Raw genomic sequence first — 21,036 nt, forward strand, 5'->3', positions numbered from 1 at the left:
TCTTTATTCAGGCGTACCGGACGGGAATATCGCTCCGCTTAAAGCAGGTATGCCCTGATATTTATGTCTTCACTGATTGTCGGTGATTTTTTCCTGCTGAGAATGCCTCTTCTACCCTTTGGAGAGATAGTGCAACTACATGAGTCTGCCGGCAACGATCAGTATGCTTTTATTCAAACCCTCAGGAAGTTATTTTCCAATCCTTTATTGCAGGAAGCTGTTTTCCTTGCCAGTCCTGCTTTATACCAGGAAATGCTCAAATGGCTGGAGCAGCCTGACGACCGGCTCAAACTGCCGTTGTCGCTGTACCGTTACCTGCTGCGGATGAGCGCCAGGAGCACGCCCTATGGCCTGTTCGCAGGCTGTACCATTGGTGCAACCGGGCAATCCCATACTTCCCTGATGCCGCCGGCAAACGACAGCCTGCGGAAAACAGCCCGGCTTGATATGGAATATCTTACCGGTCTTATCGACGGATTGTTGCAGCACAAAGATATTTATAATACCACCTTATTCTATCCCAACAACAGTTTATACAGCGCTGGCGGATCCTGGCGATATTTTGAATACCAACTGCAAGATGGAAAACGGCGTTATTACCTCAGTGCCGTAGCCGGGAATGAATACCTTTCAGCGGTGCTGGCCGCTGCCCGGAACGGAGCAGATATTATCCTGCTGAGCACAACACTGGTGGAAATGGGCATTCCGGCAGATGAGGCTACAGCATATATTCACTCCCTTGTGGAAAACCAGGTGCTGGTGGCAGGACTGACGCCGGAAATCACCGGGCGCGATAACCTGCAGGAGCTTATTGCACAACTGGCCAGGCAGGCGCCGGAAACCCCCGTGCTTCCAGCTTTGCAACAGATAGGCCGGTTGCTGGAGCAGCAGACTAACGGTGTAGACAGGTACCTGGAGATCCTGCAATTGCTGTCGGATCACTTTCCGGGAATCTCTGCCAAAGACCCGGTACAGGTAGACCTGTTCTTTCCGCCGGAGGTATCCGCACTTTCTGCGCAGGTAACGAACACGCTGGCGGAGCAGCTGGAGCGGTTGTCGGTATTGGCGGTGAATGCCACCCATCGGGATCTGCAGGCATTCCGGGATAAATTCACCGAACAGTATGACCAACGGGAAATACCATTGATGCAGGCACTCGACAGTGAATCGGGTATTGGTTACGGCGTTGCCAGCGGCGACAATGCCAGCTACACGCCACTGATAGATGACCTGCTGATGCCTGCACGCAAACAAAACGGAACAACTAACTGGAACGGGTACATGAAATTTGTATTCCGTCATTTTCTTGCAGCGCAGAAAACAGGCGCCCGGGAAATTGTATTGACGGATGAAGCATTGGCAGAACTGGCAACTGTAGCAGCGCCGCCGGCTTTACCCGCCTCGCTTTCCCTGATGGGCACCCTGATAGCCACTGATGCACCCGCGGCGGACAATGGTACATTCACTTTCCTGTTGCGGGCCTGCAATGGGCCTAATGCAATGGCTTTGCCTGCCCGTTTTGCCGTGGGGGATGAGCAGCTGGAAAGTGCGTTGAAGGCCTTTGCCCGGGAGGACCAACAGTTGGAGGAAGACAGGATCATTGCGGAGATTGTGCATTTGCCGGAAGGGCGTACCGGGAATATATTGCTCCGGCCCACCTTATACGACTATGAAATACCTTTTCTTGGCAGCAGCAGCGTGGCGCCGGAATTCAGACTGCCGGTAAGCGATCTGTATGTTGCGGTGAGAAATAACCGCGTGGTACTGCGCTCTGCCCGGCTGAACAAAGAAATACTCCCCAGGCTTTCGAGTGCGCATAATTACGCTCACGGCCTGGCAGTGTATAAATTTCTGTGCGATCTGCAACAGCAGGATGCCTGTTCTGTTTTATGGAATTGGGGGTTTCTGCGGGAGCAGCCGTTTCTGCCACGTGTTACCTATCGGAATATTGTACTTGAAAGAGCCCGCTGGCAGCTCAATAGCCATGCCTTTAACCAGTTGCTGCCCGGCCGTACGCCGGACGAGGCACTGCTGCTTTTACAGCAGCAGTATGATATTCCTGCACAGGTGTTGTTGTCGGAAGGAGATAACGACCTGTTCATTGACATGAACAATGTGTTTGCCCGCGGCATAGTAGCAGATAAATTAAAGAAGTATGACGTATTGCTGCACGAGCAGCTGTATGATGTAAACAGCCGGCTGGCAGCCAACAATGCCGGCAGCTGGTGTAATGAAGTGATCATTCCATTCCGTAACCGAAATTGGAAGCCATTGCCAGTGGCGAACCGGCGGGTAGTGACAGAACAGCAGCGGAATTTTCCACCCGGAAGTGAGTGGTTGTATATGAAGATTTATACCGGCATTAAGTGGGTCGATAAACTGCTGATACGGGAGTTGGCGCCATTAGCAAAACGGTTGCGTCATACCGGGCTGGCAGACAAATGGTTTTTTATCCGTTACCAGGATCCTGATCATCACCTGAGGATACGTTTCCATATGCCTGATCATCAAAAGAACAGCGGAACGGTTATGCAGGAATTGAAACAGGCGTTGTTGCCTTATCTGGAAGACGGAGTGGTACAAAAGATACAGTTCGATACGTATATCCGTGAACTGGAGCGGTATGGAAGTGAATTTATGACGCATAGCGAAACTTTCTTTTTCCAGGATAGTGAAGCGGTGGCGGAGCTGCTGTCGGCCATATCCGGCGCAGAAATCAGGGAGCGCTGGCTGTTGGCGCTGAAAGGAGCCGATGATTTGTTGAACGTATTCGGATATACAGCTGCGATGAAACTGCAACTGCTTCGTCATCTGCAACAGCAGTTCTTTGCAGAATATGAGGGCGATGCCTCGTTGCAGCTGCAGCTAAATAATAAATACCGGGCACAATCGCGACTGATAGACGCGGTACTTGGGAATAACGATAACGCATATACGTTTTCAGAGAAAGTACAGGAGGTACTGGCCAACCGCCTGGCTGCCGGCCGGCATATAGCATCGGAGCTGCCCCAGGCGGTGGCAGGAGAGCTGGCGCCGCATTATCTTCATATGTTCCTGAACCGGATGTTCAGTGCCAATGCACGCCTCCAGGAGCTGGTGATTTATCATTACCTGATGAAATATTATACATCGGCTGAGGCGAGGAGCAGGACTTAAATTACCATTCATCTTAATATTTACGGAATCCATAAAAAACCTGTTATTTTTACAGGGTAAGTATGAAATCCCTCTCATAAATCGTTGTAAATAAATTCGCATGAAAACAAAAACTGTTTTGCTGAGCTGTTTGTCTGTAATGATGCTGTTGCCGGCATTTTCTTTTGCAAACAATGGCGATAGCAGTGCGCTACGCCGGAATACCTCTACTGATGCGGCCAATGCCGGTCTTAAACTGCCTGCCGGTTTCAAAGCTATTGCCGTGGCAGAAAACCTGGGCGCTGCCCGCCATATTGCGGTAGCACCGACAGGTGTCATCTATGTAAAAGTTGCTACACCAAAACCCGGTAAGGCTATTGCAGAGCTACACGACACCAATGGCGACGGAATTGCCGATGAGGTGAAAAGCTTCGGTACCTACCGTGGTACGGGCATGGTGATAAAAGGCAAATACCTTTATGCTTCTTCAGATGAAGAAGTTTACCGGTACCAGCTGAATGATAAATATGAAGTTGTTAATCCGGAGCATCCGGAAAAAATAGTAACCGGGCTGATTAACCGCCATCAGCATGAATCGAAGTCGCTCGCCCTCGACAATGAGGGTAACATTTACGTGAATATCGGCGCCTATTCCAACTCCTGCCAGGTGCAGGACCGCGCAAAAGGTTCCAAGGGTATTCCTGGATGCCCGATCAGGGATTCAGCGGGTGGTATCTGGCAATTCAGGGCCGACAAGGAGAACCAGACATATGGTAACGGCGTGCATTATGCTTACGGCTTGCGCAACGTAGTGGGGCTCGACTGGAACAATCAGGCGAATCAGCTGTTCGTGATGCAACATGGAAGGGACGGTTTGTTTGATATGTTCCCTGAATATTATACACTGCAGCAGGGAAATGAATTACCGGCTGAGTGTATGTATGCGTTGAAGAAAGGGGATGATGCCGGCTGGCCCTTCATCTACTATGATGGTTTGCAGCATAAGAAGATGGTATCGCCTGAATATGGCGGCGACGGAAAGAAAACCGGTGGCGAAAAGGCAATAGATCCTATAGCCGCTTTCCCGGCTCATATGGCGCCTAACGGGTTGTTGTTTTATACAGGTAATCAGTTCCCGGCCAGGTATAAAAATGGTGCATTTATTGCATTCCACGGTTCCTGGAATCGCCAGAAAGGGCAGAAGGGTTACCTCGTGGCATTTGTTCCGTTTAAAGATGGTAAACCTTCCGGTAAATGGGAAATATTTGCAGATAACTTCGCCGGCGTAGAGAATATACAATCACCTGGTCAGGCAAAACATCGCCCCTGTGGCCTTGCACAAGGGCCCGACGGCTCTCTTTATGTAACGGATGACGTAAAAGGAACAGTGTATAAAATTACCTACGGTAAATAAAAAGATAGTATGAAGAAATTGCTTTTAACCGGTGTTGCACTCTGTGCAACACTTTCTTTTTTATCAGCACAGACAAAGAAGCCTGCCGGCCAGAGTCCGGCGCAGCGGGGCAAGAAGGTTTATCAGCAGTATTGTCTCACTTGTCATCAGGTGGATGGAGGAGGAGTGCCTCACATGAATCCGCCACTTATTAAAACCTCTTATGTGTTGGGTGATAAACATGCGTTGATACAAGTGATTCTGAATGGTATGCAGGCGTCGGTGCCTATCGACGATGAGTATTATTCCAACAATATGCCGCCGCATAATTTTCTGAAAGACCAGGAGATTGCAGATGTATTGACATTTGTGCGTAGCAGCTTTGGCAATAAAGCGTCTGCCGTTACCGTAGCGGATGTGAAAAAATCAAGGGAAGTCAAAAAATAAATCTAAGGTGCTGTTTGTTGTGAAGGAACAATAGTTTCCTGTCTCTGGCATATTTATTGGTATTTGGGGGATCATAAATTTTAACTAACTGTTCACAACATGAGAAAAGCATTACAGTTTTTATCTTTATTCCTGACAGCTACACTTTTATTTTCCTGCGGTAAGAAAGACGATGGCGCATCGCCTAATAACCAGGGAGATGCCACCTGGTCGATGGGAACTTATGTTTATGCACGCGGTGCATCTTCTCAATCGTCTCAGGCCAATACCAATGGAGGCATTATTACCGCCATCGCCACTACTACCGTAGGGTCCGGAGGTAACTACGGCGCGTTTTCCGGAAGTGCGCTTACGATGACCTTTTACAGTAATCTTGGTGAAGGTAAGTATACGCTGGCGCCTACTGAGGTAGTAGTAGCCAACCCGGGTGCGCGTTTTATCAATATCGACTGTACCATTGGTACGGCTGTTAATACAGGTGCCGTGTTATATTCCCTTGCTGCCAGCAGTGGTGTTACTGCGGATGTAACAAAAGACAGCAATGGCAAGTTTCACGTAACGGTATCAACACCTGTTACGTTGACGAAGAAAATAGTTGTTGGTGGCGGTATTGCAGATGCGAAAGGAACGTATGACCTGACAATAAAAAATGCTTACTAACCACTTGCTATAATAAGTGACCGCCCTCAGATTCGCGATCTGAGGGCGGTTTTGTTTTCCAGATAATCTTCGATGCATTTTGCCAGGGGCTGGCAGTTATTTCCAACTTACCACCACATCATTTATCAACAGCTTCCTGCCGTCGCGTTGCAATTTTCCATTAGCGGGCGCAAACACAAGTACGGCGGGAGTCTGGCCATTCAGGCGAAGAGAGAAATTGCCGGTGGCATTTTTAGTAACGAAACTACGGCTTACGGTGTCATAGATATCTATTGGTTGTTCACCAACAGGTACGGTCACTGTTTTTGTTTCGTTGTAAGGATTATAATAAAGATAGGTTGGCCAGGCTTTGTCGCTGAAGAAGTCGGTCGCCAGCAGATTCAGCTGAAGTATTCCCGGTACATCAGTGCTGCGGATGATGCTGCCGAAGATGCCTGCATGGCCGCTGCCGTATATGCTGAATTGGGAAACATCCGGGTTTCCTTTCGCCCATTGGGGGCCATCGCCCTGCGCTACCGGTGCTTTGAGATGCGCGTATTCCGGATAGGAAGAAGTGTGAATAATCCCTTCGTAGCCGATGACGCCTTTGGCGATGCCGGCTTTTTCAGGAATAGTTTCATGATCATCGGGCATATATTGCGTATAGAAAAAGCGGGCAGCGTTGGAGGCATTCAGCATCCACTTGCCAATGGCTGCCGCATAAGATGGATCATAACGTACGAGCGGAATGAGGGGCCAGGCTGCATCGAAGGTATTCATCAGGAAGCCATAACCACCGCGGTCGGTAGTACTGCCTACTATGCCGGAAATATCCATACCGCCCCAGTTGCCTTTCAGCACGCCCCAGCCCAGGCGGCATTGCGGATCTCCGTTGAATGTCCATTCCAGGAAGCGTTGTACATCGAGGTGTTGCCCCTGTTCTGCATTCATCCTGGCTGCCAGGTAGGCACCAAACGGCATGAATATTTCGTAGAACGTGTTATGCGGCTGCTTTTCCAGGATTTGCATGGCATGTATGGCGGCCTGCAGGTAGCGTGGATCGCCGAACTTTTTCCATGCAGCATACAGTACCCAGGCATGGCCTGCGGCGGCGTCCTGCTGATGACAGATCTGATTACTTTCAGGTTGAAGTTTTGCGTAATCAAAAAATGTGTGATCGTAGTTACCGTTTAATACGGAGTCGGCTAAACGAAATTTTTCAGCTATGCTAAGGGCCAGTGTATCGAAACCTGCCATCGCCGGATACTTGTCGTAAATGGCGTAGAATAGCAGGTTGGGGTATACATCGTACCACCAGTCGCGCCCATAACCACCTCCCAGTTGCGCTACTTCGGGGCATGTATTATTCATCATGATATTCCAGCCGGTTTCACGGTTGAAGTAATTTTTGAGCATCGATACGTAGTTAAGTCCATCCTGGTTGCTCTTATCGATGCCTACGAGTGTAGCGCCCAACGTAGCTCCCATTGTAGCGAGCGATTCATGGAACATGCCCTTGTTGTGGGAAGGCCCCTGACGCTGGTCGTCCATAGCCGTGTACAATCCTACTACCGCCTGCGGAAAATTATGCTTGCTGCTGTCCCACCACACTACCGGCCAGTGTGGACCGGTGGCCCGAAAGTTATACACTGTGCTGTCGAACTGCCGGGCCATTGCATACCAGTCGATCACCTGCAGCGGTTGTGGTACGTCGGCCATGGAATCTATCCGGGCCAGTCGTTGCTGAGGCACGGGATCTGCAGCCTGTTGCTTACACGCCAGGCAGATGAGTACACACAAAAGAACGGTTGTTATTAGTTTTACCATGCTTTATAATTTAAACAATAGCTGTTGAAGTTTCGTTTGTTTTTTGCGAGAGTTCCCGACCTTCTTTGATGATCACCTTCGCCACTGCTATGGATAACAGTTGCAGCAGTGCTATGATAACAATGGCATAACGCAGGGCTACTTCATTAGAGAAATACCAGGCCAGGAAAATAAAGGTGCCGGCGCCCAGAAAACGACCTGCATACAGGCCTATTTCGTGATTGAGTATGTATGCAAATTCGTTGCGATGCTCTTTTTTAGAGAGGATATCGATTACGCTGAATTGTATGGGGAAGTATGCTATATCCAGCAGGGGCTTGGCTACCAGCAGGAAGAGCATGAATAACAATACCCCGGTGGCATTGAACAGTATCCCGTTGGAAATAGCCGCCAGCGCAAAGCCAATCAGTCCGGCCGCGAAGATATACAGGCGGTGTTCAGGCTTTGCAGCGCGACCAATAGCATACATCAAAAACGCAGCAATGATGGCACCCACTGATTGGGCCGTTCCCAATGCACCTTCTTTCCCCAGCAACAGCATAATCAGCATAGCAGGCGCAGTTACCAGGTAGCCCTGGGCAAGCCCTTTGAGAGATGCCAGCAACAAGAGTTTGCGCCAGTAGGGATGGAATTTAAAATACAGGAATTTCTTTTGTTCGGGATTCCGGAAATGGCCCCTGAAACAAACTACGGAAGCCAGGATAGTGACCAGGAATACGATCCCGGTGATGATACGATAAGCATTATTCACATCTCCCGTACGACCACCATACTCTATAAACCATCCTATGCAAATAGGTACTACTACTGCAATGATGGTATAAAAAAAAGTTTCCAGTCCGTAGTAATAATTACGGTTACTATCGTTGGTGATGGCCAGTGCAAGGTAATCGCGGTTGGCCCAGTAGAATCCGAACGACATGCCCATGATCATACCGGCAATGCCTATCCCGGTGAGGTCGAGTGTTTTGAGCGACATCATCACCATCATGGAAACGCCACTCAGCATCATGCCGGCAGAGTAGAGTGTTTTAATACTGAAACGGTTCAGCAGAAATCCGTTTAGCAGAAACGTGAGCGGAATACCTGTATAGATGGTCAATTGATATATCACCACTTTTACGGGATCGTTGGAGTTGCGCATGACATAGGCCGCTACAAAGATATCGATCACCGGTAGTACCAATGCGTATATCATATTGGTAAGCACGAGGATGCGGAAGTCGTGCGGCTGTTCGTTGAAATGTTTTATTTCTGATGACAGATTACGAAGCATAATGGGTTAGCGGTTTAGTGATGAAAGTATTTCCCTGATGGAAAAAGACGCAGCACATACTACTTCGTCGGCCGCACCGTAGTAGAGGGTGAGTTGATCATCCTTCACGGTGTGCCCGTTGGTAAATACCACATGCCCGAAGAAGCCGGTAAGTTCGTAGGGTGCTTCGGGGATCATGATGGGCTCTTCGCTACGAGCCAATACCACAGCGGGATTATGAAGGTCCAACAGCAGTGCACCAAGGCCGTACCTGTGATTTTCATCGGCGCCGTGATATATCTCCAGCCAGCCAGCAGCTGTTTTAACAGGCGCTGCGCCGGCGCCAATGCGCACACTGTCCCAGCGGCCCGGTCTTGTTCGCGCGAGGCACTGATGATTCCCCCAATGCTGCGTATCAGGAGACTGCGCCAGCCATATGTAATTGCCGCCCAGATCTACACTGCTGGGGCGGTGCAGCGCATAATAATATCCATTCACCGGTTCGGTAAACAGGGCGCAGTCTTTATTATGTGGTGGCAATATCAGGCCATGATGAGTGAAGTGTTTCCAGTTGCGGGTGGTGCGCATACCAACGGCAACGCCATTGGGCGATACTGAAGTAAAAGTAAGATAGTAAGTGTCGTTGATCTGTGTTACCCGGCAATCCTCCACGCCAAAGGTTTCCAGTGGCCCTTCTCCATGCAGCTGCGGATAATCGGCTGCTTCCTGAAAATCGATTCCGTTGCTGCTGTGAAAAAGTCGTAGGTGCGATAGCGTAGTCAGGTAATCCACGCCTTTGTAGCGGATTACGCGGGGATCGGTTGCGTCCAGCTGCGGATCGCTTTTGGCTATCTCAATGATCTCGATACCGCCGTCTTTCAGCACGGGAAAAGAAATAGTATCTTCTTTTTGCTGCGGGCGTTCAGCTACCCTGATGATGAGCCAGGTTTTATTGTCGAATTCAAACACTCCGGGATTCAGCAGGCAGGCCACTTCCAGCCCGGGTCTGCTGGGCTTTACATTCGATGGGCGAAGCAACGGGTTCTGCAGAAATCTGTTAACCTTTATCGTCATGGTCGTTTTTTTTGCATGGTTTCCGGCAGGAGCGTGACTATACGAAAATCAGGCCCCTGCCAGGATGATTTAATAACCTGTGTTCTGGTGCAGTCCTAACAGATCTGCTTCGCGCTGCGGAATGGGCAGCAGCTTGTTGAACGGCTGCCAGCCATTGCCATAGTCGTGTATACCTTTCAGCGGATCGGCGTCAGGGAATTTGGCAAGCACCGACTGGGCAAGATTCCAGCGTACCAGATCGTAGTAGCGATGTCCTTCCATTGCCAGCTCCACTCTTCTTTCATGCTGAATGGCGGCAAGGAGAGCATTCTTATCGTTGGTGGTAACTGGTGGAAGATCTGTGGCCGGATGTGCTGCATATTTACGTGCTCTGGCGCGTACCCGTTCCAGATCGGCGCGTGCTTCTGCGAGTTGACCGAGGTTGGCATGGCATTCTGCTTTCCATAGCAATACATCGCCTAAGCGGATATATACAAAGTCAACGCCGCCATCGTCGATAGGGCTTACATTACTCATGAATTTGCGCACATTATAGCCGGTAACGGGCGACCATGCGGGATCGTAATTGCTGCCATCGAGGTATTTATCGCCTGCCTGGAACAGCGTGGCAGCGCGGCGCGGATCGCCGGGCTCGAAGGCATTCACCAGATCCTGCGTAGGAATTTCGAATCCCCATCCTTTACCCTGAGGGGCAAATACTGCATTGAGTACAGAGCCTTGTGAAGGTGTTTTACCTGCATCGTGCCGGGCAGCGAAAATGATTTCGCCGGCTTTCTCCCCGTTGCCGTTGAAGTTATCTTCGAAATGATCCAGTAGTATATAATTATTCTTTTCCACCTCGGCGATCTGTGTGAGGCAGTCCTGCCAGCGCTGGCGATACAGCAGGGTTTTGGCCAGCAATGCGTGGGCTGCACCGCTGGTGGCTCGCTGATAATTATCGGCATCATACGACGCGGGTAACACGCTGATGGCCTGATTCAGATCGCTTTCAATCTGTTCGTATACCTGCGTTGCCGGAGTACGTATAGTGTTATCCGTTAGTTTCTTTTCCGGAATCAGCAATGGAATATCACCAAAGTTAACGACTAAACGAAAATAGTAGAATGCACGCAGGAACAGTGCCTCTCCCTGCAGGCGTTTCCATACGGCGGGGTCCAGGCCACTGACTTTACTGCCATCCTGTGAGAGCAGGGTATTGGCGGCATCGATGCCTTTATAATTGAAGCGCCAGATCCCCAGCACATTGTTGTTTTCGGGGAAGATACTGAAGGTTTGCAGGCGGCGCATGTCTTCCTGATCTCCCAGGCTGCCGCCGCCTTTTACAGCGTCGTCGCTCATGACATCGCCCACCACCCAATCGCGGGGAATACTACTGCCGTTATCCCAGTCCCAGTCGCCACGGAAGCGATTGGTGAGCGGAAGATACGCGGCATCAGTAGCCATGAGGAAATCATTTGGTTGTGTGAACACGTTATCACCGGTTAGTTTTCCCTGCGGATATTTTTCAAGCTGTTTGCTGCAGCCTGTGAAAACAGCGGAGAGTGTTAATATAGTGAGTAGTTTTTTCATGATGATCAGTTTTAAATGCAGCAATCTTTTAGAATCCCAGCTGGAGGCCGAACGTAAAGGTTTTTGACGGAGGATAAGTACCCATGTCGATGCCCACGGCCATATCTGCATAGTTGGCCAGGTTTTCATTCGTATATAATTCCGGGTCCATGCCGCCGTATTTGGTGATGGTGAACAGGTTTTGCGCACTCGCATAAATGCGGGCGTTGGTAAAGCCGATGCGTTTCAGCGTTGCCGCCGGCAGGGTATACCCGAGCATAATGTTTTTCAATCTGAGATAGCTGCCATTCTGTATATACCTGTCGGACGTGCGGCGATTATTATTAGGATCGAGGAAAGTAGCCCGTGGCGTGGTATTGCTGGTGCCTTCCCCGTGCCAGCGGTTTTTATAAAAATCTTCCTTGTTATTGAATCCGCGTCCGTCGAAGCTGTTAATGATATTATCTACTTCATTATAGATCTGATTACCCTGTACGCCATTGAAGAACAACGTGAGGTCGAATTGTTTGTAGTTAACGCCGGCGCTCAGGCTGTACAACAGTTTAGGGTTGGGATTACCGATGATGGTGCGATCGGCATCATCTATTTTACCATCGTTGTTGACATCTACGAAACGGATGTCGCCGGGCTTGGCGTTGGGTTGATAGAGTTCGTTTTTGCTGTTCTTATAGTTCTGTATTTCCTGGTCGTTCTGGAAGATGCCATTGGTTTTATATCCGTAGAAAGAGCTGATGGGCTGGCCTTCCCGGAGAATGACGCGGCCTGATCCGGCACTGAATATCTGTTCTTTCCCTTTGTAGAGGGATACAACTTTATTGCGGAGCGTAGTAACGTTAGCGCCTATATTAAAATTCAGATCTTTGCCAATGGCCTGTTTATAGCCTGCCGTAATTTCCACACCCTTATTGCTCATCTTAGCGCCGTTAACGTAGGCGGGGGCTGCGTCTCCGTTAGTATAGGAAGAAGGCAGCTGGATGAGAATATCGCTGGAAAGTTTGCTGAAATAATCTACGCTGAGTGTGAGCGCCCCTTTGAGGAATCCTGCATCCACACCGATATTAGATTGTGTGGTGGTTTCCCATTTTACATCGGGGTTGCCTCTGCTGACTACCTGCAACAGATTATTGGTGGTGGAATAGATAGTAGCAAAAGGATATAGTCCTATGTCCTGGTTGCCGAGCTGGCCCCAGCCACCGCGGATTTTCAGGTCACTCAGCCACGTCAGATCTTTCATGAAGTTTTCTCTCGCAATGTTCCAACCTGCTGAGAAGGAGGGGAAATAGCCCCAGCGGTTGGCGGCACTGAAGCGTGATGAAGCATCGGCGCGCATGTTCACATTGAGGAGGTATTTATTGTCGTAGGCGTAGGTGACTCTGCCGAAGTACGACATCAACGCCCATTCTTCCAGGATACCATCGTTGAATTGCTGTCCGGAGCCATAGGTCAGGTATTGCAGGCTGGGAGTGAGGTCCGCCCGATTGTCGTAGCCGTTGCGGGAGGCAGAGAGGTAATCCACTTTGGCGGTGATGTATTCTGATCCCAATGTTACGCCTACGTCGTGATGACCATTGAAGTTGTGGTTATAGTTGAGCACATTGGTCCAGTTGATGGTGGTGTAGCGGTTCCGGTATTTATCCAGACTTTTATCCTTATCCTGCAGGATAGTACGATCGCCGGGTATCTGACCGCTGTATTGTTGTTGTTCTGCGAAGTAGACATCCGTGCCGAGGTCGGTACGAAGTTTAAAATCCTTCGCAAACCGGGCTTCGGCAAACACATTGCCCAGCAGGCGGTATCGGTTTTCGGTGCGGGTGCGGTAATCGGCAATGGCCAGCGGGTTCTTGCCGTCTCCGTACAGCAGGGCGCTGTTATACAGATATGCTGGCGGAAGATCGGTCAGCAGACCGGTTTTTGAGTCGTATACCGGGATGGCGTTGGGCCTGATGAGTGCATAGCGTACTACACCCGGAAGGCTGCCGGGGCGTGCGCCATCGCCGGAAGCGCCGATCTCCTGCGTTTTATCGAAGCTAAGGTTGAGGTTTTCGCCTACGCGCAGCCAGCTTTTTACGTCGCTGCTGACATTGGAACGCAGACCGTATCTTTTAAAGTTGGAATTGATAATGGTACCATCCTGGTTCACTACGTTTCCGGAAAGGTAGTAGCGGGTTTTGTCGTTTCCGCCGGAGAAATTCAGGTTATAACGCTGGGTGACTGCCTGGCGGAAAACGGCATCCAGCCAGTTGGTATTCGGCAATTTGGAAGGATCGTCGAGGTTGCGGGTGGTGGAGCCATCGTTTTTAAAAGCTTCGTTCTGTAGCTCGATAAACTGGCTGGTGTTGAGCATTTTGGGCAACCCGCTGGCGTGAGCGATGCCATAGGCTACATCCAGTCCTATTTCACTTTTCCCGGCCTGGCCTGTTTTGGTGGTAACGAGGATCACCCCATTGGCGGCCCTGGAACCATAGATAGCTGCTGCGGCAGCATCTTTCAATACTTCAATAGATGCAATGTCGTTGGGAGAAATAGAATTGAGACCGCTATTCATGGGTACGCCGTCTATTACATAGAGCGGGTTGCTGCTCTGGCTGAGCGAACCAATACCGCGGATACGTACCACTGCTTCGGTACCTGGCGCGCCGGTAGGAGAGGTAACAGTTACACCCGGCGCCTGACCCTGCAGGGCTGTGGTAATATCTACCGCCTGAGTTTTGGTAAGTGCTTTTCCGTCGATGGAAGAAATGGCCCCCGTTACCTGCGTACGTTTCTGGGTGCCATACCCGATTACCACAAAATCTTTCAGCGCCACTTCATCTTTCTTCATCGTTACATCCAGGGGCCCGCTGCCGCTATAGGTAATAGTCCGCGGAATATAGCCTATAAAAGAGAACTGCAGGATGGAGCTGCCACTACCAGCGAGTGTAATAGCATAGGTGCCATCGGGGCCGGAAACGACGCCATTTTTTGAATTGGCTTGTACAACAGTCACGCCTGGAAGAGGGGTGCCTTGTTCATCGCTGATCCTGCCGGTTACCTTTACCTGCGCCATGGCAGTTTGTCCGAGCAGTAACAGCAACATAACTGTCATCAGATGTGTCCAGTTTTTCATTCGTAGAAATTTAATGGTTCCATTTTCCCGGTTGCACAGATCAGGATGGAACCGGTTTTTAAAAAAATTGAATAATGAATAGATCTGAATCGGTGGAATTACAATGCTTGTTTTTTCACACGTTGGATTTTGATTGCTTCGTGGGTTAAAATTAGCGGTAAGCAGATGGAAAGAGCTGTACTATAGTTACAAATAAGTGTACAATACGTTCAATGGTGTCTATCTAACTAATTGATTATTAATAAATAATAATTTTATTTATCAAGATGTGATAAAAACTGCGGGATGATCATGCCTGGTTTTTTAAACAGTTGTCTGTTTTTCGCGATATTCATTTGGGGAGCAGTTAAAGAGCTTTTTAAACTCGCGGAAGAAATAAGATTGGTTATTGAATCCGGTTTTATAAAAGATTTCGGCAACTGTCAGCTGGGTTTTTTCGAGGAGGCGGGCGGCATTTTTCAGGCGGATGTACCGGATAAATTCTCCGGGTGTCATATTGGAAATAGTTTTCAACTTACGATATAGTTGCATCTTACTAAGGTGCATTTGTTTTTCCAGTACTTCGGCATTGAGGGTTTCATCGTCAATTTTTTCCTCTATGATACGCACGAGCTCCTGCAGGAATTTTTTGTCTTCATCTTCCATCTCCGTTTCTTCCAGTTGTGCAATAGGATTATTTCTGCTGAAAATTTCGTGCAGCCTTTGGCGGTATTCCAGCAGTTTGCGGACCCTTACCAGCAGATGTGCGGCATGAAAGGGTTTGGGCAGGTAGGCATCGGCGCCGGCTTCATAGCCTTCTGTTTGCTGATCGATAGTACCTCTGGCAGAGAGGATAATGAAAGGAATATGACAGGTACTGGCGGCATTTTTAACTTTATTACACAATTCCAGTCCGTTCATATCGGGCATCATAATATCGCTGATGATCAGATCAGGGGTCAGCTGGCGGATAAGTTCCAGCGCATCTGTACCGTCGGAGGCCTCGTATATAATATATTGGTCTGTCAACAGATCCTTCAGCAGCTGCCGGATGGCGTATTCATCTTCCACTACCAATATACTTTTCTTGTACTCCTCCTGCAGACTTTGTATGCGGGTAAGTTTATTAGGATCCACGGAGGGCTCTTCCCGGGAGATGTCGGCCGTAACAGAGCGGAGCAGGTAAGACGGATCAGCATCAGCCTGCGCCAGTGTAGTGCCGGTGGCTTCCTGCAGCGGGATAGTTACCCGGAAAGCAACGCCGTTGTTTTCATTGGCGGCGGTAATATTTCCTTTCAACAGCTGTACAAGTTGTTGTGTGAAAGCCAATCCTATACCGGTGCCAAAGCGGCCCTGGGTGTGGTTTCCCGTGGTGAAAAAGCGCGTGAAAATATTTTCCAGCTGTTCGTCCGGGATATGGCTGCCGGAATTATACATATATATTTCCAGTGCGTTGCGTTGCCGGGAAGCCCGGAAGATGACCTGCTGGTTTCGGCCGGTATGCTTAAAAGCATTGCTCAGCAGGTTAAACAGGATCTTCTCCAGCTTGTCTTTGTCCATCGGGGCCACCATACCAGCTGCGATATTCACTTCATAATGCAGGGATTTCTGCCGGCAGAGATGCGCGAACAATCCGGCTACGTTTTCCAATAGCGCGGATATATTGAGCAATGAATAATGATTTTCGGGGAAGCCGGCTTCTACGCGCCGGAACTCGAGCAGTTGCTGTACCAGGTAGGTCAGGCGGGAAGCCTGCTGATGCACGAGCGACTGGTTGTAGCTATCAGCGGGTTGTTCCCTGCCGCGTTCCGCGGCTCCCACAATCAGGGTCAGCGGTGTTTGTAATTCATGGGCAATGTTGGTGAAAAACTGCAACTGTTCTTTATGGACTTCTTCCTCTTTTTTGCGGAGCAGGTGTTCCATTTCCAGCTGATGCTTCATTTCCAGTTTGTTTCTCCTGTACAGCCAGAAGGAAGTGCCTGCGCCGCCGATCAGCAGGAGGTAGAGCAGATAAGCGGGCCAGGTGAGCCAGAAGTAGGGTTTCACGGTGAGTGTGAGCAGGGTGCCGGGAGGCGTCCATACGCCTTCGCCGTTGCTCCATTTCACTTTCAGCTGATAAGTGCCTGGCAATATGTTGCTGTAAACAATGCGGGCATTACCGCCGGTGTATTGCCAGTCTTTATCGTATCCTTCCAGCATCCAGGCATATTCGCATTTCTCTGAGTGAAGAAAGCTCACGGCTTTGGCCTGCAGCTCGAAAAAATTATCGCGGCGTGCCAACGTATAGGCGAGGGGGTTATACCCTCCCGGTTGCAGTACCAACAGGCCATTTTCCTTTGAAACGCCTGCCAGTTGTAATCCGGAGATCAGGAGGTTGGGGCAGGCTGTTTTTTCGCGGATATCTGCCGGCAGAAAATAATTGAAGCCATAGATACCTCCGAAATACAGGCGGCCGCCCGTATCTTTCCACACAGCGCCATCGCTGAATTCGTTGCTTTGCAGACCGTCGGCTTCCTGGAAGTGCGAGATTTCATTGTTAACGGGATTAATACGTGCCAGGCCTTTGTTGGTGCTGACCCATATCATGCCGTTATTATCCTGTGTAATAGCGTGTATGGTATTGTTGGGCAGCCCGTTGCTGGTATTGAACCGGGTAAAGGCAGGCCGTGCATCGAGTACAGCCGATTCGGGAGTGCTGTTTAAACCGTAGCTGGTGCCTATCCACAGCCGTTGTTGCCGGTCGCGGTACAGGGCCAGCACATCGTTGTGCGACAAGCTGCTGTCGTAGCTGAATGCTTTAAAGCTCCTGAACTGGCGGGTTGTTTTATCGAACAGATTGAGGCCTCCGTAGCGGCAACCTATCCAGATACTATTACCGGGGCCGGGTGCGAGGGAGTAGATGATATCGTTAGCCGGACCGGTATCAGTACCGTTGAAGGTAAATTGTTCGAAGCTGGCAATGGCTAATCCGGTTGTTTGTTTTTTTATATGAAGATGTATCAGTCCGTATCCGCTGGTGCCCAGCCATACACTGCCATCTGCATCAGGAAGAACGGCGTATACGGATCCGAAAGGAGCTACGCGGTTATAGCCATCCATCATGGTCCATTTGATGAACTGTTTATGCAGCTGATCGTAGATATTAATACCTTTCCCATCGGTGCCGATATATATAAGGCTGTCGCGGCCGGGGCTGAGTGCAAATACCGCGTTATTCTCCAGCTGGCCGGCAAATAACTGTTGCTGTCTGATACCGGCAGCAGGAGCGTTAAATCCGGGCAGGCAGATGATGCCGTTGCCTTTAGTGCCGACCCAGAGATCGTTTCCGTTGGCGCAGAAGGCCCGGATGGGTTTATTCCATGCGGGGCCGCCGTTGGCGCGGGTGATGGCGTTGAAGAACATCGACTGCGGCGCCACCCTGATAATGCCGTTGCCGTCGGTGCCGCACCAGAGCACATCTTCACTGCCGGTAGCCCAGCTGATGATTTTCATATCCTGGATTTGCCTGATGGCAGTGCTGTTGAGGGAATCGGGCTGGAATCGGGTGTTGTAGGCCCCGAACCCTTGCGTATTCCAGGCGAGCAGGTAATGATCGCGATAGCGGATCATAGCATTTACCGCATGTGGCAATGTAGTTTGCAGCTGAGGCTGCAGGGATGGTGTATTCACTGCCATCAGCTCGTGGCTGGCGTTCGTGAAGAAAATTTTTCTTTCAGGTGCATACAAATCCTGCACGTCTTCATATTTCCGCATCAGTTGCCATTGCTCCTGCCAGTGCGTATATACTTCCAGGTGGCCGTTGGAACGCAGTATCCAGAGGCGGTTGTCGGTATCGAATAATGCCCGGTTAATGCGGCTTCCGGAAGCGGGCAGGGAACAGTTTACAAATGAATCAGCAGCAGGATCGTAGCGGGTCAGCATTTCCTGGCGGATCAGGCAATAGAGCTGCCCGGCGGTATCGGTTACAAGATTGTATTCCTGTTCGCTGATCCGGCGACGTTGCTGCCGTCCGTAGAAATAATTATAGAACCGGCCGGTTTGTTTATCGTAGCGGGAAACTCCCTCTATAGTACTTATCCAGATCCTGCGCTGACCGTCTTCCGTCACCTGGAGCACCACGTTATTTCCGATACTGCGAATGGAATTGTCTTTGCTATAGTTGAATACATGAAAGGCAGTGCCGTCGTACAGATTCAGGCCATCCCAGGTACCTGCCCAAAGGAGTTTATCGGAGTCGAGGAAAAGCGAGTTGACAGCGCTGTTGGAAAGGCCGTTGCGGTTATCGAGTTGCTGCAATACATAGGGCGTGCCATGGTCCGCTTTAACGGTTGGCATACAGGTAAAAAAGCATTGCAGCAGGCAAACGACCATCAGAGACACTCGCTTCATAACGTTGTTTTGTACAGGCAGTGCGGCCTAAGGATAGTAAGTTACTAAATTTAGGCGGGAGGAGGTTAACATCTTTTACCTGCGGTGAAGCGGAGTTAAAGCAACCTGGCTGGACAACCAGGTTCTTTCTTTTTCAACCAAACCTGGTTTATGGTACCAGGTTAACTTCTGCTCCAAAGGCGTGATCAATAAGGATCTTCCAGGTACCATCATCCTGTTGTTTCATTACTTCAATGCCTTTGGCATTTATTTTTACATCGTGGCCATCGGTGATGTTCCATTCAGATCTGCCTACAGCAATATTGCCTGTTTGCAGGCAGTAAACAGTTCTGATTTCCATCTTTCCTTTAACAGCTAAAATGGCTTTGATGGCTTCTTCAAATTTCTCTTTGCCGGAAACCGCTACACCAGGCTCCGGAACAATGATGCCGGAGGTATCGTACATATTCATGACGGTGGCTACATCGCCGGAGTTAAATGCAGCGGCAAGGGTGGCGTGTGCTTCACGCGGAGTTTTAGGTAATTTCATTGCTAAATGATTTATGATGATTAAAGAAGTGGTGCGAGACTTTGTTGTGTGATGATCGCCTGGGAAATAGTATCTGCGGAAGTGTAAGTTTTAGTGAAGAGCCAGGGGCCCATGCTTACACGTTTTACACCCAATTGATGTAACCTGTCGAGATCCGGCAGGCCGGGAAAGCTCATGACGTTAAGCGGCAGACGGGTATTGTCAACAGCTGCTGCAATATCTTCCGGTAAAGTAATAAAGGGAAGAAATATTCCATCAGCGCCACTGTCTTCATATAGCTTCAGCCTGCGGGCAGTTTCGGTTTGTCTGTCTTCTATATCCGCTATATAAGTATCGCAACGGACGTTGATGAACAGCTCCAGTTTTTCCGATGAAAGACCTTTCCTGATATATTCAATGGTACGTGCAAAAACAGCATCCTTCAGTACACGTTTTGATTGAACGATCGTGGAGTCTTCGATGTTGATACCCGCAACTCCCAGCCGGGCAACGCGGAGCACATTTTCCAGGATTTTTTCATCGGACGAACCATAGCCCATTTCCATATCTACCGATAGCGGAATATTAATAGCAGACAGGATACGATTGATGACGAAGAGATAATCACTGAACGGCATATCTTCTCCGTCGTTATACCCGAGGCTGCCGGCAACCGCCATACTGGAGGTGGCAACCGCCGGAAAGGTATTGGCCTGTAGCACCTGTGCGCTCTTCGCATCCCAGGCATTGGGCAGTATAAACAGGTTCCCGGAGTGATGCAATGTTTTGAATTGTTCAAAATGAGCAGACATAGCATATTATTTTTGTTGTGCAGTAAAGGTAGAATGAGGGGAGTAGGCAGAATTGTATAAAACGGAACAAATTATTTTCCGGCTATTGCCTGGGAAACGGGATAATCAGCAGGGGTATAATCAGACGGGGTAAAACCAGTGAAGGATTTGAAATCGCGGATAAAATGTGACTGATCAAAATAGCCACAATCATAAGTAATGGCAGTCAGCGAAGCATGTTTTTCTGTGACCAGTTGCAGGCTTAGCTGGAAGCGGTTGATCTTATTGTATAATTTCGGAGAGACACCGGTATGCTGCAGGAATAACCTGCGCAGGTAGCGGGAAGAGATGCGATGGCGGGTAGCGATGGTTTCTACCTGATCGGCCAGTGTAGTATTTTCGTTCATTTCTTCAATGACCCTGCCGACTATTGCAATACCGGCTGCCTGCTTTTCTTTGCCGGCAAGCCGGTTCAGCAGGAACGCTTCAATCAGTGTTATTCTTTTGTGTAATTCAGGTGTTTCCAGCAACCTGTTATGCAGGGCTTTTACACCGTTGCCCAACACCGCCTGCAGGTCGGATACCTGGTCGTTGAAGCGCGATATATCATCGTGCAGGAAGAAGGCAGCTGAGTGTGCATGGAAACGGATGCCCAGCATCCTGTTTTTCCCGAAAGATCTTACTGCAAGTGGCTGCGTGATCTTGCCCCATAGCTCAACGGGGGGAGTGGTGCAGAAAACATTGTTGACAGCGGATTGCCAGAAGCCTTCACCAAGATTGAAAATGATTTCCATGTGCCCGCCGGGAAATACAATATCTTCCAGCGGTACGTTATTTTCTGATTCGAAAATGTAGTAACACCTGATATATGGCCTGAGCCTTTCGCCTGGTATAATTTCCTGGTAGTACATGGAGAAAAAGCTG

The 21,036-nt window shown here is 49.5% G+C and carries 13 protein-coding genes; 4 read left to right on the forward strand and 9 right to left on the reverse strand.

Going from position 1 to position 21,036, the window contains the following annotated elements; genetic code table 11:
• Nucleotides 1-63: 63 nt before the first annotated feature.
• From UNH61_RS01905 to UNH61_RS01920, 4 genes are all read left to right on the forward strand, one after another.
• Nucleotides 64-3,156 (forward strand): lantibiotic dehydratase, encoded by a 3,093-nt coding sequence (locus tag UNH61_RS01905; protein WP_326990416.1) that lies wholly within the window; start codon nt 64-66, stop codon nt 3,154-3,156.
• Nucleotides 3,157-3,256: 100 nt separating this feature from the next.
• Nucleotides 3,257-4,549, forward strand: coding sequence for a PQQ-dependent sugar dehydrogenase (locus UNH61_RS01910; RefSeq protein WP_326990417.1), 1,293 nt, complete (start codon nt 3,257-3,259; stop codon nt 4,547-4,549).
• Nucleotides 4,550-4,558: 9 nt separating this feature from the next.
• Nucleotides 4,559-4,975, forward strand: coding sequence for a cytochrome c (locus tag UNH61_RS01915; protein WP_326990418.1), 417 nt, complete (start codon nt 4,559-4,561; stop codon nt 4,973-4,975).
• 99 nt (nt 4,976-5,074) lie between these two features.
• Nucleotides 5,075-5,635 (forward strand): hypothetical protein, encoded by a 561-nt coding sequence (locus UNH61_RS01920; RefSeq protein ID WP_326990419.1) that lies wholly within the window; start codon nt 5,075-5,077, stop codon nt 5,633-5,635.
• 96 nt (nt 5,636-5,731) lie between these two features.
• Here the strand turns inward: UNH61_RS01920 and UNH61_RS01925 are convergent, their stop codons facing one another.
• The 9 genes from UNH61_RS01925 to UNH61_RS01965 all read right to left on the reverse strand — a co-directional run bounded on the left by UNH61_RS01925 (nt 5,732) and on the right by UNH61_RS01965 (nt 21,023).
• Entirely contained in the window at nt 5,732-7,441 is a 1,710-nt protein-coding gene (locus tag UNH61_RS01925; protein ID WP_326990420.1) for a hypothetical protein, read from the reverse strand.
• A 10-nt stretch (nt 7,442-7,451) separates the two neighbouring features.
• Nucleotides 7,452-8,717 (reverse strand): MFS transporter, encoded by a 1,266-nt coding sequence (locus UNH61_RS01930; RefSeq protein WP_326990421.1) that lies wholly within the window; start codon nt 8,715-8,717, stop codon nt 7,452-7,454.
• 6 nt (nt 8,718-8,723) lie between these two features.
• Complete coding sequence (locus UNH61_RS01935) at nt 8,724-9,770, reverse strand: glycoside hydrolase family 130 protein (RefSeq protein ID WP_326990422.1); 1,047 nt, start codon at nt 9,768-9,770, stop codon at nt 8,724-8,726.
• Between the two features lie 69 nt (nt 9,771-9,839).
• On the reverse strand, nt 9,840-11,339 hold the full coding sequence (locus UNH61_RS01940; RefSeq protein ID WP_326990423.1) for a RagB/SusD family nutrient uptake outer membrane protein: 1,500 nt from the start codon (nt 11,337-11,339) through the stop codon (nt 9,840-9,842).
• Nucleotides 11,340-11,367: 28 nt separating this feature from the next.
• Complete coding sequence (locus tag UNH61_RS01945; protein ID WP_326990424.1) at nt 11,368-14,445, reverse strand: TonB-dependent receptor; 3,078 nt, start codon at nt 14,443-14,445, stop codon at nt 11,368-11,370.
• 303 nt (nt 14,446-14,748) lie between these two features.
• Nucleotides 14,749-18,813: a two-component regulator propeller domain-containing protein gene (locus UNH61_RS01950; RefSeq protein WP_326990425.1), complete on the reverse strand. Its 4,065-nt coding sequence runs from the start codon at nt 18,811-18,813 to the stop codon at nt 14,749-14,751.
• Nucleotides 18,814-18,961: 148 nt separating this feature from the next.
• A complete protein-coding gene (locus UNH61_RS01955) occupies nt 18,962-19,342 on the reverse strand; it encodes a DUF4440 domain-containing protein (protein ID WP_326990426.1) in 381 nt (126 codons plus the stop codon).
• 20 nt (nt 19,343-19,362) lie between these two features.
• Nucleotides 19,363-20,133 (reverse strand): isocitrate lyase/phosphoenolpyruvate mutase family protein, encoded by a 771-nt coding sequence (locus UNH61_RS01960; RefSeq protein ID WP_326990427.1) that lies wholly within the window; start codon nt 20,131-20,133, stop codon nt 19,363-19,365.
• Nucleotides 20,134-20,204: 71 nt separating this feature from the next.
• Complete coding sequence (locus UNH61_RS01965; RefSeq protein WP_326990428.1) at nt 20,205-21,023, reverse strand: AraC family transcriptional regulator; 819 nt, start codon at nt 21,021-21,023, stop codon at nt 20,205-20,207.
• Between the last annotated feature and the right edge of the window lie 13 nt (nt 21,024-21,036).

The sequence above is a fragment of the Chitinophaga sp. 180180018-3 genome (genome assembly GCF_037893185.1).
Classification (GTDB): domain Bacteria; phylum Bacteroidota; class Bacteroidia; order Chitinophagales; family Chitinophagaceae; genus Chitinophaga.

Bases quoted from the DNA above. Each gene is read 5' to 3' on its own strand.
- UNH61_RS01930 (WP_326990421.1), bottom strand. From the start codon at position 8,717: ATGCTTCGTAATCTGTCATCAGAAATAAAACATTTCAACGAACAGCCG.
- UNH61_RS01965 (WP_326990428.1), bottom strand. From the start codon at position 21,023: ATGTACTACCAGGAAATTATACCAGGCGAAAGGCTCAGGCCATATATC.
- UNH61_RS01960 (WP_326990427.1), bottom strand. From the start codon at position 20,133: ATGTCTGCTCATTTTGAACAATTCAAAACATTGCATCACTCCGGGAAC.
- UNH61_RS01945 (WP_326990424.1), bottom strand. From the start codon at position 14,445: ATGAAAAACTGGACACATCTGATGACAGTTATGTTGCTGTTACTGCTC.
- UNH61_RS01920 (WP_326990419.1), top strand. From the start codon at position 5,075: ATGAGAAAAGCATTACAGTTTTTATCTTTATTCCTGACAGCTACACTT.
- UNH61_RS01955 (WP_326990426.1), bottom strand. From the start codon at position 19,342: ATGAAATTACCTAAAACTCCGCGTGAAGCACACGCCACCCTTGCCGCT.
- UNH61_RS01910 (WP_326990417.1), top strand. From the start codon at position 3,257: ATGAAAACAAAAACTGTTTTGCTGAGCTGTTTGTCTGTAATGATGCTG.
- UNH61_RS01950 (WP_326990425.1), bottom strand. From the start codon at position 18,813: ATGAAGCGAGTGTCTCTGATGGTCGTTTGCCTGCTGCAATGCTTTTTT.
- UNH61_RS01940 (WP_326990423.1), bottom strand. From the start codon at position 11,339: ATGAAAAAACTACTCACTATATTAACACTCTCCGCTGTTTTCACAGGC.
- UNH61_RS01915 (WP_326990418.1), top strand. From the start codon at position 4,559: ATGAAGAAATTGCTTTTAACCGGTGTTGCACTCTGTGCAACACTTTCT.
- UNH61_RS01925 (WP_326990420.1), bottom strand. From the start codon at position 7,441: ATGGTAAAACTAATAACAACCGTTCTTTTGTGTGTACTCATCTGCCTG.
- UNH61_RS01905 (WP_326990416.1), top strand. From the start codon at position 64: ATGTCTTCACTGATTGTCGGTGATTTTTTCCTGCTGAGAATGCCTCTT.
- UNH61_RS01935 (WP_326990422.1), bottom strand. From the start codon at position 9,770: ATGACGATAAAGGTTAACAGATTTCTGCAGAACCCGTTGCTTCGCCCA.